Below are 15,122 nucleotides of genomic sequence, written 5' to 3'. Positions count from 1 at the left end.
TTCATGGCCAGAAACGGCATGCCCGCGGCCGGTGCCGCCGCGAGCTCGCCTGTTGCGTTTACTTCGAACGGGCCATGGTGGCGACAGTACGCCCTTCGGCGCCGCCGACCAGCTCGATATCGGCACGATGCGCCCAGAGCTCGTGGTTATAGTAGAGCGGGATGCCCGGCATGTCGGCAACGGCCTGCTTCATCGCCTCGGCGACCAGCTCCTGGGAACGGGCAGGATCCACTTCCACGGCCCAGGCCTGCATGGCCTCTTCGAATGCGGGGCTGTTGTAGTTGGAGAAGTTGGCCGCACCCAGACCGAGATCGTCATTGCGCTGCGCAAAGGCGCCCGAGATCAACTGGGCGGCCCCCTGCGGATGGCCCCAGCCATACATGAAGGCACCCATTTCCCCTTCGGTGCGCCGGGTCTGGAACACGGACCAGGGCTCGGTGCGCAGGGTGACATCGACACCCAGACGCGTCCAATATTGCGTGATGGCCTGGGCGACAAGCGGACCATTGGTATAGCGGTCCGCGGGAACGTTCAGTTCGAGCGCGAAGCCATCGGCATAGCCGGCCTCGGCCAGCAGGGCCTTTGCCTGGTCGAGATCGGTCACCAGGTCGGGCATTGCCGGGGCGCCGGGCATATAGCTGGGCGCGAACTGGCTGGCGGGTGTGGCATTGCCGGCGAACAGACGTTCGGTGATGGCATTGCGGTCGATCGCCATGGAGAGCGCCTGGCGGACGCGGGTATCAGCCAGGGGATTGGACCCGTCGGCAGCGGTCACGCCGCCCGCGCCATCGGCGCTGGTATCGAGAACGATGAACATCGTCTGCAGGCCCGGCACGGTGCTGAAGTCGAAATTCTCGTCGCGTTCGATGACCTGAAGGTCCTCGGCGCTGGGCCGTTCGACAATGTCATAGTCACCGGCGAGCAGGCCCGCGATACGGGCACCGTTATTGGGCACCGAACGGATTTCGACCCGATCCCATTCGGGCAATTCACCCCAGTAATTCTCGTTGCGGACGAGGTCTGCATCGCCCGTCGACTGGAAGCTTTCGTAGATATAGGGACCGGTGCCGATGGCGGCCGAACCGGTGTCGAAATCGGCCTGGCTCGGATAGGCATCGACAAGGCCGCAATCGCCATCCTGATCGAAGGTGATATCGCCTTCGACACCGGCGGCTTCCGCCGACAGGATTTTGAGGAATTTGAGCTTCTGGGTGATGATCGGATAGGGTGCGGTGGTCTCGAAGCGCACCGTGTGATCATCCACGGCAACGACATTGGTGACCGGGCCGAGCGCCGAGGTCACGACATTGGCCCGGCCATCGACGCGATACATCATGCGGCACATGCTGTAGACCACGTCCCGCGCCACGAACGGGGCGCCGTTGGAAAAGTTCACGCCCTCGCGCAGCTTGAAGACCATCGAGGTCGGGCTATCCCACTCCCACTCGGTCGCCAGCAGCGGCGCATCATCGAGTCCCACCAGCATCTCGAAGACATGCTCGGCCAGCGAGCCGGTCTGCGTGTCGCTATAGGGATACGGATCCGCACTGACCGGAGCGGTGCCATAGGCCATGCGGAGTGTTTCGGCCGAAGCCGGGCTGACGACGAAGGCGCTGCACGACGCCAGCAGAAGCGCTGTAACGAATGATCTACCCATTGGAGTTTTCCATTTCCTGATGTTCCCGATCCTGGGTGGTCTTGTGGCCACCTTGCTGATTTTCGATGAACTGCTTGAACTCCGTCAGGATGTCCGCGCAGTCCTGTTTGACCGCTTCAAAACGGTCATTCCTGAGGCGCGTCTCCTCATCCATGTAGAGGTCGCGCCGCAACTCGATCTGGATCAAATGCTGGTTGATTTCCGGCCAGCCATAGCGAAGCGTGATCTCCCCGCCCGCAAAGCGCCGATTGAGGCCGACGTCGTAGCCGCGCCGTTCGAAGCATTCCAGAAGCTTTTGCGCCAGGGCCGGATCGCAGGATTCGCCGTGGCGGGTGCCGATATCGACTTCGGGACGGGCCCGGCCGCCCTGCGCCTTGGTGTCGAACTGCATCATCGAGTGGCAATCGATGACCACGCTCGAGCCGAAGCGGCGCCGCAGGGCCTCGACCATCGTCGTCAGCGCCTGATGATAGACCACATGACACGTCGCCAGCCGCCGCTTGGCCTCGGCATGGCTGAGCTTGCGGTCGTAGATGTCGGTTTCCTTGGCCCTGGACCAGAACAGCGTGGTGCCATTGAGCACGGCGGTAGGCTGAAGCCGGCCATACCAGCGTTCCGGCTCCTCCAGCATGGCCCGGTCGATATCGTGCTGATGGCGGTTCACATCGATATAGGCGCGCGGAAAATTCGCCCGGATGGAACTCAGCCCAAGCACATCGGCATGCGCGAACAGCTCATCGACATACCTGTCCGAGGGGTAGTCGATGACGTTGAAGGCCAGGCCAGGCGCATAGCCGAAATCATCGGGATAGCGCGTCCCGCTATGCGGGAAGGACAGCAGCAGCGGCACCGTGCAGTCTGCATTCCAGTTTACCGTCACATTCTGGTCGGTGATCGCCGCATCGATCACATCAGCATCAGGATTCAACGCCGTCTACTCCGCGCTATACGCCGCTATTGCCGCGATTTCCGGGCACGCTAGCGACTTCGCCCAGGGCGCAAAAGAATATTGACGGACCCACTGCCCCCATAAGGCTGGCCTATGGCCTGCCCCATAACCGAAGCCGATGGCTGGTTCGGCTTGGGCAATAGCGTGGACCTGGCCGGCAGGAGATTCTAGAGAAGGGTCGAAGCCGCGCTTTTGGATTACAGGCATGTCCTTGCACCCGCTCATCGTCGTCTCGGTCGGTTCGGCAACCGATCCCATTCCCTATGTTCGGGCGGTCGAACGCGCCGGCGGCGAGGCTCTCGTCATGACCCCCGACATGCCCGGGCCGGTGCTGCCGGAGCAGGCGCAGGGCATCGTGTTCTGTGGCGGCGCGGCAGTGCATCCGTCGCGCTTCGGGCAGGAGCTGGACCCCAATATCCGGAAGGCGGTCGATGAGCCGCGCGATGCGATGGAATGGGGCCTGATGGAGCAGGCGCTCGCGCGCGGCCTGCCAATCCTCGGAATCTGCCGCGGCTTTCAGATGATCAATGTCTATTTCGGCGGCACACTGACTCAGAACCTGGCCGCAGAGGGCTGGGAGGACACTCACCGCCCGGACCTGCCGCGCCATGGCCTGGCCCATAGCGTGCAGGCGCAGGGTAGCGCGCTGGGTGACATTTTCGGCAATGAGCCCTTCGATGTGAACAGCATCCACCGCCAGGGCATCAGGTCGCTGGGCCAGGGCCTTGCGGCAACGGTTCACACCCGGGACGGCCTGGTCGAAGGCTACGAAGCCGAGGCGCACCGCATCCTTGCCGTGCAGTGGCACCCCGAAGAGCTGGTCGACCAGCCCGCCCAGGCGCAGCTTTTCGCCAATCTGGTGACCCAGGCACGCGGCCTTTAGTCAGCTCGCCGCAACCGCGATCAGAAACCGACCCTCGCACCGATCGCCTCGGCCCATGGCGTTGCGCCACGTCTGCGGAGACGACCAAGCCTATCGTCCAATGGCGCCCGAATACTCCGAAAGTATAGCGTCCACCACCGTTTCGGTTCTCATTTTCAGGAGCCTCTGGCCTCTCGAATGCTATACCGAACCGCTGCCCCGCAAAGGGTGCAGGTTCAAGAAAAGCAACCGGTGACTAGCTGAGGAGGGACAACATGGCCGAGGACAAGGCAGCAAGCCTGCGCGAGGCAGCTTTGCATTTTCACGAATTTCCCAAGCCCGGGAAACTCGAAATCGTGGCGACCAAGCCGCTGGCCAATACCCGCGACCTGTCCCTCGCCTATTCGCCCGGTGTCGCCATTCCCTGCGAGGAAATCGCCGCCGATCCGCAGGCCGCCTACAAATATACCTCCAAGGGAAACCTGGTGGCCGTGATCTCCAACGGCACTGCCGTGCTGGGCCTGGGCAATATCGGCGCGCTGGCATCCAAGCCGGTCATGGAAGGCAAGGCGGTGCTGTTCAAGAAATTCGCCGGCATCGATTCCATCGATATCGAGGTCAACGAGCAGGACCCCCAGCGCTTCATCGAGATCGTCGCGCCGCTCGAGCCGAGCTTCGGCGGCATCAATCTCGAGGACATCAAGGCGCCGGAATGCTTCGAGATCGAGGAGGCCCTGCGCGAGCGCATGAACATCCCCGTCTTCCATGACGACCAGCATGGCACCGCCATCATCGTGGCCGCCGCGGTGCTCAATGCCATGCAACTGGTGAGCAAGGATATCGCCAAAGCCAAGATCGTCACGTCAGGCGCCGGGGCCGCCGCCATTGCCTGCATGAACATGCTGATCGCGGTGGGGGCCAAGCGCGAGAATATCTGGATCGCCGATTCCAAGGGGCTGGTGACCAAAAAGCGCGACAATAGCGTCGATCGCTGGCGCGGCGCCTTCGCACAGGCCAGTGACAAGACCGAGCTGAGCGAGGTCATGGCCGGCGCCGATATCTATGTCGGGCTCTCCAAGGCCGGTGCGCTCAAGCCCGAGATGTTGAAGGATATGGCGGAGAATCCGCTGATCCTGGCCCTCTCCAACCCCATTCCCGAGATCATGCCCGAGCTGGCGCGCGAAGCGCGTCCCGATGCCATGATCTGCACCGGGCGCTCGGACTATCCCAACCAGGTCAACAACGTCCTCTGCTTCCCCTTCCTGTTCCGCGGTGCGCTGGATTGCGGCGCCACTGTCATCAACGAGGAAATGAAGGCCGCGGCCGCCCATGCCATCGCCCGGCTGGCGCATGAGCCGGGGCTGGAAGCCAGCGCGCATGGCGTGCCGGCCATTTTCGGGCCGGACTATCTCATCCCCAACCCCTTCGACCAGCGGCTGATCCTGCGCATCGCGCCGGCCGTGGCCAAGGCGGCGATGGAATCCGGCGTTGCCAAGCGCCCGATCACCGACTTCGCCGCCTATCGCGACACGCTCAACCGCTTCGTGTTCCGCTCGGGCCTGGTGATGAAGCCGATGATCGAGCGGGCGCAGGGACAGAACAAGCGCATCATCTTTGCCGATGGCGAGGACGAACGCGTGCTGCGCGCCACCCAGGTCATGCTGGAGGACAATATCGGCCGCTCCATCCTGATCGGCCGGCCTTCGGTGATCGAGCAGCGCATCGAGCGCTTCGGGCTGACGCTGCAGGCGGGGCGGGACTTCGACGTGGTCAATCCCGAGGACGATCCGCGCTATCGCGACTATGTCGCCGATTTCCATGAACTGGTCGGGCGCAAGGGCGTGACGCCGGATACGGCGCGTACCATCGTGCGCACCAATACCACGGTCATCGGGGCGCTGGCGGTGCGGCGTGGCGAGGCCGATGCGCTGATCTGCGGCTTGCAGGGGCGCTTCATCAAGCATGCGCGCGACATCCAGTCGGTGATCGGGCTGGCCGCCGATTCAAGGCAGTTATCCGCCCTCTCCATGCTGGTGATGAACCGCGGCGTGTTCTTCCTCGCCGATACCTATGTCAATATCGACCCGACGGCCGAGGAAATCGTCGCCATCACGCTGCAGGCGCATAACCACCTCAAGCGCTTCAACATCGAGGCCAAGGCAGCCCTGCTGAGCTATTCCAATTTCGGCTCGCGCGACGGGACGACCAGCGAGAAAATGCGCGTCGTCTACGAGACGCTCAAGCATGTGGCGCCCGATCTCGTCGTCGATGGCGAAATGCAGGGCGACCTGGCGATCAACGAAAGCCTGCGCGAGCGCTATGTGCCCAATTCGGTGCTGAAGGGCGAGGCGAACCTGCTGATCTTCCCCAATCTGGAAGCAGCCAATCTGTCGGTGACCCTGCTCAAGGAACTCAACAACGCGCTGCCCGTAGGGCCGATCCTGATGGGCACCCGCCAGCCGGCGCATATCCTGGCGCCGTCAGTCACCAGCCGCGGCATCATCAACATGGCGACAATCGCGGCCAATGAGGCCATCGGCGGGTGACCATTACGAACGGGCCGGCGGTAGCGCCAGGCCTGTTCGCCGCGCATGGTCAGTAGGTGCAGCGCCCGCCAGACAGGTCGAAAACCGAGGCGGTGGTGAAGCTGTTTTCTTTGGAAACCAGCCAGGCGACCATGGCCGCGGCCTCTTCGACATCGAGGAACCGGCCGCGCGGAATGCGGACCAGCATGTAGTTGATGAATTCCTCGGTAAGGGTGTCGAGAATCCGGGTCTTGGCCGTGGCGGGCGTGATGGCGTTGACCGCGATGTCATATCCCGCCAGTTCCTTGCCGAGTGACTTGGTCAGGCCGATGACGCCGGCCTTGGCGGCGGAATAGGCGGACAGGTTCGGATTGCCCTCCTTGCCGGCCACCGAGGCGATGTTGACGATGCGGCCGTAATTGTTCGCCTTCATCGAAGGCACGACCACCTTGTTGACGTAGAAGGTGCCATTGAGATTGACCTCGATGACCCGGCGCCATTCGTCCGGATCATACTGGTCAAGGCTGGTATTGCTGCCGGCAATGCCGGCCGAATTGACCAGGATCGAGACCGGACCCAGCTCCGCCTCGACCTCCGCATGAACCCTCGCCAGACCATCAAGGTCGGTAATGTCTACGACCTTGCTGGAAGCGCCCTGACCGAGCGCAGCGACGGCCTGATCCAGCATGGCACCATCGCGATCCCAGAGGCTGACCTTCGCCCCCGATTGCAGGATACGATGAGCCATGGCGAAGCCCAGGCCCTGGGCGCCCCCGGTGATGACGGCGGTCTGGTCTTGCAGGTCGATCTTGTTCATGTGTTTTTCCCATGATGCGGACGGCGCACGCCGATCCGTTCAACTTACTCAGCCGGCAAAGCGAGCGCCAAGGCCGCCATCAACCCGCCAGTTCGCGCCGGTGACAAAAGACGCCTCGTCCGAAAGCAGGAAGACGACGCAATTGGCGATCTCGGACGGCCTGGCGATGCGGGCCATGGGATGCACGTCGAGCACCTGCTGGCGCATCTCCGGCGGCTGGGTGGCAAGATATTCGGCTACGAGCTTGGTTTCGGTCCAGCCGGGCGAGATGGCGTTGACGCGGACCTGCCGCGGCCCGACTTCCAGCGCCAGGGACCGGGTGAGGCCCACAAGACCGGACTTCGCGGCCGCGTAGGGAAAATAGCCGGGAAAGGTATGGTCGGCATGGACCGAGGCGATATTGACGATCGACCCGGCCTTGGCCTCCAGCATGGCCGGCAGCATCACCTTGGCGCAGAGCCAGGCGGCCTTGAGATCGACCGAAAACACATCGTCCCATTCCGCCTCGGTCATCGCCACCGGGTCGGCATTGGAATTGCGGCCGGCATTGTTGACGAGGCCCGTCACCGCGCCGAACTTTTTGACGCCCGCGTCATGCACGCGCGAAATGTCCGCGATGCGGCGGATATCGCCGGCCTCGAAATGCACCCGATCGCGATCGGCAAGTCCGGCGACGAAAGCCTCGCCGGCCGCGCGGTCGAGATCGACCATGGTGACGCTCGCCCCTTCGGCCAGCGCCTTTTCGACGATAGCCGCGCCGATCCCCCGGCTGCCGCCAGTGACGAAGACATGGCCGTTCTCCAACCGTCCGCCCATTATGCGTCTGCCGTTGGCGAAACCGCCACGCGGTCCGCGAAGAGCTTGTCCACTTCGGCAATGCTGAAGCCGGCTTCGAGCAAGACCTCGCGGCTGTGTTCACCATAGCGCGGCGAGCCGCGCAGCGACGGATCGGGATCCTCCGAGAAGCGGATGGCCGGCGCCACCGTCCGATATTCACCGCCCTTCGAATGCGTCATAGTCGTCAGATAGCGCTGGGTCTGCGGATGAGCGAGGAATGTCGCATAGTCGTTGACCGGGCCGCACCACAGGCCATGCTCGGTGAGCAGCTCGTCCCAATGCGCGACGGTGTCTTCGCGCAGGCGCGCGGCAACGGCGTCGTAGATGGCGTCGCGCCATTGCATCAGCGCCGCGCTGTCCTTCTGCGGCGGTCGCGACGCCTTGAGCGTCTTCAGCACCGGTACGCCGATGACGTCGCCGAGAAGATCGAGATCGACCTGCGCCAGCGCAATATGGGCATCTGCGCACTGATAGATGCCATAGGGCGGCTCCATATAGATCGAGGCCTGCGGGCTCCCCGAACGGGTCGGCGGCGCCTCTGCCGCCATAAACGAGGTCAGTTCCTGCACCTGCATCTCCATGATCGCCGAGACCATGGTGACCTTGATTTCCTGGCCGCGTCCAGTCGTGGCGCGAGCGACCAGAGCGGCCAGCACACCCTCGGTCAGGTGATGGGAGGCCGAGACGTCGACCATATAGAGCGGCGAAGGATGCGGCAGTTCGCTGGAACGGCCGGCATTCATGGTCAGGCCGGAAAAGCTCTGCAGCAGCAGGTCCTGCCCCGGCCGGTCCTTCAGCGGCCCATCCTCGCCATAGCCGCTGATCGAGCCATAGACCAGCCGCGGATTGATGGCGCTCAGGGTCGCATAATCGATGCCCAGCCTGCTGGCGACGCGCGGCCGGAAATTCTGCACCAGCACGTCCGCATCCTTGACCATGCGATACAGCACCTCACGCCCGGCATCGGATTTGAGGTCGAGGATCAGTGAGCGCTTGTTGCGGTTGAGGGTCACGAAGGTCGTCGCATCGCCGAACCTGGTGATGCCCGCCATGGTGGAATAGCGCGAGAAATCGCCCCCGCCGGGCGCTTCGATCTTGACGATATCGGCGCCCATTTCGCCCATGCGCTGCGTGCACATGGGGCCGGCCAGGGCAATGGTGAGATCGAGGACGCGAAGGCCCGCCAGGGGGCCGGTACTGGACATGGTTTTGCCGCTCATATTGGGTTGGATCTGGTTCATCAACGCCCCCGGAATACCGGTTCGCGCTTCTCGCTGAAGGCCCTGATGCCTTCGGCGGCATCCTCGGTGGACATGCAGAGCGTATAGCCGTCATTCTCCCAGGCGAGACCCTGGGCGATGGACGTGCCCTGGCTCTGCTTGATGATGTTCTTGGCCGACTGCACGGCGATGGGCGGGTTCTTGGCTAGCCTTGCAGCGATCGCCATGGTCCGGGCCTCGAGTTCTTCGACCGGCACGAGGTCCTGCACGAAACCAACGCGATGCGCCTCGGCAGCCGGGAATATCTCGCCCGTCAGGATCCAGCGCGCCGCATTGCCGTAGCCGATCAGGCGCGGCAGGATGGACGTGTTGCCCGAGCCGGCATGCCAGCCGCGCTGCACTTCCGGCGCGCCGAAGCGCGAGCGGTCCGTCGCCACGCGAATATCGCAGCTCATGGCCACTTCGAGCCCCCCGCCGAGGCAGTAGCCATCGATCATGGCGATGGAGGGTTTGCGCAGCTTGAGGAGCGGCGCGATATAGTCGCGATCATATTCTGCGCGGTTGCGCTGCTCCCACGGCCCGCCCAGGTCATCGAGCGCAGTGACGTCACTACCGGCCGAGAAGGCGCGCTCGCCGGCACCCGAGATCACCAGCACCTTGATATCGTCGCGATAGTCGACCTCGCGGCAGATACGCACGAACTCGCCGCCCATCGCCGCCGTGATGGCGTTGAGCTTGTTGGGGCGGTTCATCACCATATGGGCGATGCCGTTGTCGACATTGTAGAGGATATGGGGTTCTTCGGTCATCGTTTGGGGTCCGTAACTAGGAGGCGCAGAGCGTCATGGTAATCGTCCAGCGCGCGCTGGCGCCGGGTGCGAGTGTCGCCGCGCTGCCCTGCTCCAGCGCCTGGCCGAGATGATCGACCGGCGCGGTGGTGGGTTCGAGCGCGATGTGATGGCCGTTGCCGGGCACCGGCCAGCCGCCATAGTTGAGCCAGATGCCCAGATGGGCGACCCCGTCCCAGGCGATATCGATGGCACCGCGCGGGCCGCTCACCGAGGCGCGAGCACCGGGAACCGCGCTGGCATAGAGCTTGCCGGCGAACTGCATGGCGGCCGGATGCACCACATCCAGCGGCAAACCGAGCACCGGGTCAGGCCCGGGCCAGGCCAGTTGCGGCGGGACGATGGTCTTGCCGTCGCGGGAAAGGTAAGTGGCCGAAACGGCATCGACGCCAAGCACGATACGATCTTCCGGCGTCACCGCGAGCAGGCCATGCAGCGCCCACATATAGGGCAGCGCCACGGCGCCGACATTGTCGACCGTGTAGTCGGCAGTCAGCACGCCATCCCGCACGCTCAGCCGCCGCGCGAAGCGGAAGCCGCCGGCGGTCCGGCTCAGCGCCAGGCTGTCAGTTGCCTGCGCCTCGATGGCAAAAGGTCGGCCCCAGAGGTCGCCGTGGTCGCGCAGCCGGCGGCCATGCGCCGTTTCGCTCGCGTCCCAGGGCGCAACGGTAGGGAAACATTCGTCCCAGCCCACCGCCTCGTCAGCAGCATAGACGGCGTCCTCGCCGATCTGCGAACTCTGCGGCCCCTTGGCCATCCAGTCCCGGCCGGAACGGCGGTCGATGAGGCTGACGACGCGGGCGCCGAAATCCGGATCGACCTCGACCTGCAGCGCGTTGCTTTCTATCGTGACAATGGCCATTGCATGCCTCAGCCGGCCAGCGAGGCGCGTGCCTGCGCCCGCTCCGCTCGCGCCATGCGCCACTGGCCGATGGCCACCGCGACGATCAGCAGGAAACCCTTGGCGACGAGCTGATAGAATGTCGGGATGTTGAGCAGGTTCATGCCGTTGCTCAGCGTCGCCAGCAGCACCACGGCCAGCATGGTCCCGACGATCGTGCCCTTGCCACCCGCCAGGATGGCACCGCCGAGGAATACCGCGGTAATCGCTTCGAGTTCGAGCCCCTGCGTGCCAGAAGCCGGCTGGCCCGAACTGGTTCGCGCCGTCACCAGCACGCCGGCAAGTCCGGCCAGCGCTCCGGAAATGGTGAAGATGTAGAACTTCATCCGGGTCAGGTTGATGCCCGCCAGGCGAGCCGCTGCGGGATTGCCGCCCATCGAATAGACGGCACGGCCGAAGACGGTCGAGCTCATGACGAAATGGGCGACCACGGCAACGGCGACAAGCAGCAGCAAGGCTACCGGGATGCCGGGAAAACTGCCGCTTTCGAGCACGCGGCCCGAGCCGATATAGGCAAAGCTCTGGTCGAGCACGCCGATCGGCCGGCCCTCGGGCGCGACGAGAAAGGCGATGCCGCGATAGGCCGAGAGCGTGGCAAGCGTCGCCACCACCGCATTGACCCTGAGATAGGAGATGATCGCGGCATTCACCACACCCAGCAGCGCGCCCGCCAATACCCCCATGAAGACGCCACCGGTGACCGTGCCGACATAGGTGACGAAGATGGCCGAGACCACCGAGGCGACGCCGGCGATGGACCCCACCGAAATGTCGAGGGCGCCCGAAACGATGACGATGGTCATGCCGACGCCGAGCAGCCCCACCACCGCCAGGTTCATGCCGATATTCATCAGGTTGCGTGGCACGAAGAAAAACGGCGTCTGGCTGGCGATCAGGATCACCAGTAGCACCAGCGCGATTACCAGGGACAGGTTCTCCGCACCGACGAAACGGGTGATGGCCTTGAGTGGGTTCTCTGTGGAGCGTTGCGTGGTGGTTTGGGACATGTTGGTCATGGACACCTCTGGTAATGTCTCGCTACGCGGCTTGCTGGCCGAGCGCGGCGTTGAGGATGCGTTCTTCCGACGCTTCGCTCTTTTCAATTGGGTCGGAGAGCCGACCGGCATGCATGACGACGATGCGATCGGCCAGTGCCAGCAGTTCCGGCATTTCCGACGAGATCAGCATGATGGCGATGCCGCTTTTGGCGAGGCTGTCGATCAGCCGGTAGATTTCGGCCTTGGCGCCGACATCGACCGCGCGTGTCGGCTCGTCGAGGATCAGCACCTTCGGCTTGGCCGCCAGCCAGCGGGCCAGCACGACTTTCTGCTGGTTGCCACCCGACAGCTTGCCGACCTCCTGCTCCAGTGACGGGGTCTTGATCTCGAGGCTGTCGATCAGTGGTGACACGGTATCGATCATCATCCTGTTGCGCAGGATGCCGAAGCGGCTCAGCGTCGAAAAGACCGCCATCGAGGCATTCTCCATCACCGAGCGGACCAGGATCAGCCCCTCGCCCTTCCGGTCTTCCGGGGCAAAGCCGATACTGGCGGCAATCGCGTCGGATGGCGCCCGGATGCGCGTGCGCTGCCCCACCACCAGCACCTCGCCGCTGCGCTTGTGAATGTCGCCAAAGATGACCTTGGCGAGTTCGGTGCGGCCGGCACCGACCAGCCCGGCAAAGCCGAGGATTTCGCCGGCATGGATCTTGAAGCTGATATTCTCGTGGTAGCGGCTCGACAGGTTCGACACCTCCAGCACGACTTCGGGCCGCGTCGTTTCGGTGCGGGCAAAGCCATAGGACAGGTCGCGCCCCACCATCATGCGGACGACATCGTCCGGCGTCACCGATTGCGTTTCGCAGACATCGACCAGCCGGCCATCGCGCAGGATGACGATGCGATCCGAAATCTCCATCACCTCGTGCAGGCGATGGGTGACGTAGATGACGCCCAGCCCGCGATCGCGCAGCTTGCGGATCAAGGTGAACAGCCGCTCGGTTTCGTCCGAGGTGAGCGAGGATGTCGGCTCGTCGAAGGCCACCACCTTGACGCCGGGCTTCAGCGCCCGGGCAATCTCGACGATATGTTTCTGCGCTGGGGACAGCGTGTCGCCCATGGCGGCCGGATCGATGAGACCATCGAAGCCGCATTCCTCGAGCAGGGCCCAGGCATCGGCACGAAGCCTGGCGAAATCGACGACGCCGTGCCGCTGCGGCAACTCGCCCACGAAGATATTCTCGGCGGCGCTGATATGGGGAACGATCTCCGGCTCCTGGCGAACCAGGCGGAACCCCGCCTGCCGGGCCTCGCGCGGACTGACATGGCTGGCCTCCTGGCCGTCGAGCAGCACCTCGCCTTCATCGAGCTGATAGTCGCCCGAAAGAATCTTGAGCAAGGTGGACTTGCCGGCACCGTTCTCGCCGACGAAGGCGACCACTTCGCCGCGGCGCACGTCGAATGTGAGGTCGGCGAGCGCCCGCACATTCGGGAACGCCTTGCCCACGCGGCGAATATCAACGACGGGGGTCTCAGCCATCATACCAACCGGATATATCTGCATAAAACAATGAGGCGGGCCGCACGAAGCGGCCCGCCGGAGCACGCCTCAGGTGCAGGGCATATGGTCCTGATAGTTTTCCGGCGTGACGATCGAGGTGTCTGCCACCGTATTGGCGGGCAGTTCCGCACCATCCTCGAGCGCGGCAATCAGCACCTTGGCCGCAGCCGCACCGACATCGGTGCCGCTGATGTAGAGCGCGGCCTTGAAGCCGCTCGGCTGGCCGGCAGCCCAGGGGCGGCAGGCTTCGTAAGCACCCAGGCCGACGGCGATGATGTCATCCGGCGCGAAGCCGGCATTGGTCAGCGCGTTGAGCGTGCCGAGCACGCCTTCGTCATTGCAGCCGAAGACCACCCACTTGTCGACATCGGGATGCGCAGTGACGACGGGACCGGCCGCTTCGAGAGCCGAGTTGGTCGTGCCGTCATAGGTCACCGGGAATATCCTGGCCGCGTCGGCGCCGGCCTTGGTGATCTCGGACCGCGAGGCATCGGTACGGTCGTTGCAGACCGAGAGCGTCTGCACTTCGACAGACAGGATGCCGTAGGTACCACCGCTCAGCCAGTCGCTTTCGTTGAGCAGTTCGCCGGCAGCAATGCCGACCTTGGTGCCCATATCCTTGCCGTCGAAGCCGACGAGCGGAATCGGGTTGCCGGCGGCATCGGCGATATTGTCGTTGGTGCCGACCAGCAGGATACCGGCATCGGCTGCCGCCGTGGCGACCGCCGGCCCGATAGCCTGGTCCGGAACGGTGATGGCGATGCCCTTGGCGCCGGCCGCGATGGCGTCGGTCATGGCGCTGATCGCGAGGTTGGCGTCGAGTTCGACATTGATCACGCTGGCCTGGTAGCCAAGCTCTTCGGCGGCGGCGGTGAAACCGTCTCCCTGATCGATGAAGTACTGCTGGGTGCCGCTCTTGTTGATGTTGACGATGAGCTTGTCCTGCGCCGTGGCGGCGCCGGCAAAGGCCGCGGCGGACAGGCTCGCGGCCAAAACGGTGCTGCCGAGCAGGCGGGCGAATGTGGTCATTTGGTCCTCCCTGACCTATTTCATGATCATCCCGCGCGCTCCCATTCTCCTCGACGGGGACGTCCGGTTGACGAAATGAAGGATTATCTGTTTATCATACAAAGTCAACGCAACATCGAAACATCGAGTTGCGGCGGAGGAAAACATGCAGCGTCTTGCTGGCAAAATCGCCATCGTCACCGGTGCGGGTCAGGGCATTGGCGAAGCCATTGCGCGGCGCTTCGTGGCCGAAGGCGCGCGCGTGGTCATCGCCGAACGCGAACGTGACCGCGGTGAGGCCGTCGCCGACGATCTCCGCGACAGCGGCGCCGAAGCGCTCTGTATCGGCACCGATGTCGCCGATGCCCAAAGCGTCGAAGCCATGGTCGCCGCAACCGTTTCGGCTTTCGGCCCGCCCGATATCCTGGTCAACAATGCCGGCATCGCCGTCTTCGGCGACCCGCTCCAGATCACCGACGCCGACTGGCAGCGCTGCATGTCCGTCGATCTCGACGGGGCGTGGTATTGCTGCCGCGCGGTGCTGCCGCACATGCTGGCCAGGGGCGCGGGCGCCATCGTCAATATCGCATCCAACCATTCCTTCCAGGTCATCCGCAACACCTTCCCTTACCCCATCGCCAAGCATGGCCTGCTCGGCCTCACCCGCTCGCTGGCGCTCGAATATGCCGAGCGCGGCGTCATCGTGAACGCCATCTCGCCCGGCTATATCGACACGCCGCTCAACCGGAAGATGTTCGAGGACGATCCGGACCCCGATGCCCGGGCCAAGGTCGAAGCGCGCCAGCCGCTCAAGCGCCTCGGTCGCCCCGAGGAAATCGCCGCCGTCGCCGCCATGCTGGCTTCGGACGAAGCCCGCTTCATTGTCGGCGCCAATATCGTCGTCGATGGCGGCGTTACCATCCGCATGTACGAATAGGG

At 64.1% G+C, this 15,122-nt stretch carries 13 protein-coding genes; 3 read left to right on the top strand and 10 right to left on the bottom strand.

The features are described from left to right. Window positions 1–58: 58 nt before the first annotated feature. A complete protein-coding gene (locus NVV79_RS08645; protein ID WP_303988098.1) occupies window positions 59–1,657 on the bottom strand; it encodes an ABC transporter substrate-binding protein in 1,599 nt (532 codons plus the stop codon). After that, window positions 1,650–2,585, bottom strand: coding sequence for an N-formylglutamate amidohydrolase (locus NVV79_RS08640; protein WP_303988097.1), 936 nt, complete (start codon window positions 2,583–2,585; stop codon window positions 1,650–1,652). The genes NVV79_RS08645 and NVV79_RS08640 overlap by 8 nt, the downstream gene beginning before the upstream one ends. A 226-nt stretch (window positions 2,586–2,811) precedes the next feature. On the opposite strand from NVV79_RS08640, the gene NVV79_RS08635 reads away from it, so the two are divergent. After that, entirely contained in the window at window positions 2,812–3,489 is a 678-nt protein-coding gene (locus tag NVV79_RS08635) for a gamma-glutamyl-gamma-aminobutyrate hydrolase family protein (protein WP_303988096.1), read from the top strand. Between the two features lie 254 nt (window positions 3,490–3,743). Next, window positions 3,744–6,014, top strand: a complete 2,271-nt coding sequence (locus NVV79_RS08630) for an NADP-dependent malic enzyme (protein WP_303988095.1) — start codon at window positions 3,744–3,746, stop codon at window positions 6,012–6,014. Window positions 6,015–6,063: 49 nt separating this feature from the next. On the opposite strand, the gene NVV79_RS08625 is transcribed toward NVV79_RS08630, so the two are convergent. The 8 genes from NVV79_RS08625 to NVV79_RS08590 form a co-directional block, all read right to left on the bottom strand. Next, the gene (locus tag NVV79_RS08625; RefSeq protein ID WP_303988094.1) at window positions 6,064–6,810 is read right to left on the bottom strand and encodes an SDR family NAD(P)-dependent oxidoreductase; all 747 of its coding nucleotides are present in this window, start codon (window positions 6,808–6,810) and stop codon (window positions 6,064–6,066) included. Window positions 6,811–6,858: 48 nt separating this feature from the next. Next, the gene (locus NVV79_RS08620) at window positions 6,859–7,626 is read right to left on the bottom strand and encodes a glucose 1-dehydrogenase (protein ID WP_303988093.1); all 768 of its coding nucleotides are present in this window, start codon (window positions 7,624–7,626) and stop codon (window positions 6,859–6,861) included. Further along, on the bottom strand, window positions 7,626–8,888 hold the full coding sequence (locus NVV79_RS08615) for a CaiB/BaiF CoA-transferase family protein (protein ID WP_303988092.1): 1,263 nt from the start codon (window positions 8,886–8,888) through the stop codon (window positions 7,626–7,628). The genes NVV79_RS08620 and NVV79_RS08615 overlap by 1 nt, the downstream gene beginning before the upstream one ends. Next, complete coding sequence (locus tag NVV79_RS08610) at window positions 8,888–9,676, bottom strand: enoyl-CoA hydratase/isomerase family protein (protein WP_303988091.1); 789 nt, start codon at window positions 9,674–9,676, stop codon at window positions 8,888–8,890. The genes NVV79_RS08615 and NVV79_RS08610 overlap by 1 nt, the downstream gene beginning before the upstream one ends. Window positions 9,677–9,692: 16 nt before the next feature. Beyond that, window positions 9,693–10,577 carry a hypothetical protein gene (locus tag NVV79_RS08605; RefSeq protein ID WP_303988090.1) on the bottom strand — a complete coding sequence of 295 codons (885 nt, stop codon included), beginning with the start codon at window positions 10,575–10,577 and terminating at the stop codon, window positions 9,693–9,695. 8 nt (window positions 10,578–10,585) lie between these two features. Further along, window positions 10,586–11,632 (bottom strand): ABC transporter permease, encoded by a 1,047-nt coding sequence (locus tag NVV79_RS08600; protein ID WP_303988089.1) that lies wholly within the window; start codon window positions 11,630–11,632, stop codon window positions 10,586–10,588. Between the two features lie 22 nt (window positions 11,633–11,654). Beyond that, entirely contained in the window at window positions 11,655–13,154 is a 1,500-nt protein-coding gene (locus NVV79_RS08595) for a sugar ABC transporter ATP-binding protein (protein WP_303988087.1), read from the bottom strand. A gap of 69 nt (window positions 13,155–13,223) precedes the next feature. Beyond that, on the bottom strand, window positions 13,224–14,204 hold the full coding sequence (locus tag NVV79_RS08590; protein WP_303988085.1) for a substrate-binding domain-containing protein: 981 nt from the start codon (window positions 14,202–14,204) through the stop codon (window positions 13,224–13,226). A 145-nt stretch (window positions 14,205–14,349) separates the two neighbouring features. Here NVV79_RS08590 and NVV79_RS08585 point away from each other — a divergent pair, with 145 nt between their 5' ends. Beyond that, on the top strand, window positions 14,350–15,120 hold the full coding sequence (locus tag NVV79_RS08585) for an SDR family oxidoreductase (protein ID WP_303988083.1): 771 nt from the start codon (window positions 14,350–14,352) through the stop codon (window positions 15,118–15,120). The last annotated feature ends 2 nt before the right edge of the window (window positions 15,121–15,122 follow it).

The organism is Devosia ginsengisoli (assembly GCF_024707105.1).
Classification (GTDB): domain Bacteria; phylum Pseudomonadota; class Alphaproteobacteria; order Rhizobiales; family Devosiaceae; genus Devosia; species Devosia ginsengisoli_A.
The sequence above is the reverse complement of the archived record's forward strand: the minus strand, read 5'-3'. Positions and strand labels throughout refer to the sequence as shown.

Bases quoted from the DNA above. Each gene is read 5' to 3' on its own strand.
- NVV79_RS08635 (WP_303988096.1), top strand. From the start codon at position 2,812: ATGTCCTTGCACCCGCTCATCGTCGTCTCGGTCGGTTCGGCAACCGAT.
- NVV79_RS08600 (WP_303988089.1), bottom strand. From the start codon at position 11,632: ATGACCAACATGTCCCAAACCACCACGCAACGCTCCACAGAGAACCCA.
- NVV79_RS08615 (WP_303988092.1), bottom strand. From the start codon at position 8,888: ATGAACCAGATCCAACCCAATATGAGCGGCAAAACCATGTCCAGTACC.
- NVV79_RS08585 (WP_303988083.1), top strand. From the start codon at position 14,350: ATGCAGCGTCTTGCTGGCAAAATCGCCATCGTCACCGGTGCGGGTCAG.
- NVV79_RS08645 (WP_303988098.1), bottom strand. From the start codon at position 1,657: ATGGGTAGATCATTCGTTACAGCGCTTCTGCTGGCGTCGTGCAGCGCC.
- NVV79_RS08595 (WP_303988087.1), bottom strand. From the start codon at position 13,154: ATGGCTGAGACCCCCGTCGTTGATATTCGCCGCGTGGGCAAGGCGTTC.
- NVV79_RS08590 (WP_303988085.1), bottom strand. From the start codon at position 14,204: ATGACCACATTCGCCCGCCTGCTCGGCAGCACCGTTTTGGCCGCGAGC.
- NVV79_RS08610 (WP_303988091.1), bottom strand. From the start codon at position 9,676: ATGACCGAAGAACCCCATATCCTCTACAATGTCGACAACGGCATCGCC.
- NVV79_RS08605 (WP_303988090.1), bottom strand. From the start codon at position 10,577: ATGGCCATTGTCACGATAGAAAGCAACGCGCTGCAGGTCGAGGTCGAT.
- NVV79_RS08620 (WP_303988093.1), bottom strand. From the start codon at position 7,626: ATGGGCGGACGGTTGGAGAACGGCCATGTCTTCGTCACTGGCGGCAGC.
- NVV79_RS08630 (WP_303988095.1), top strand. From the start codon at position 3,744: ATGGCCGAGGACAAGGCAGCAAGCCTGCGCGAGGCAGCTTTGCATTTT.
- NVV79_RS08625 (WP_303988094.1), bottom strand. From the start codon at position 6,810: ATGAACAAGATCGACCTGCAAGACCAGACCGCCGTCATCACCGGGGGC.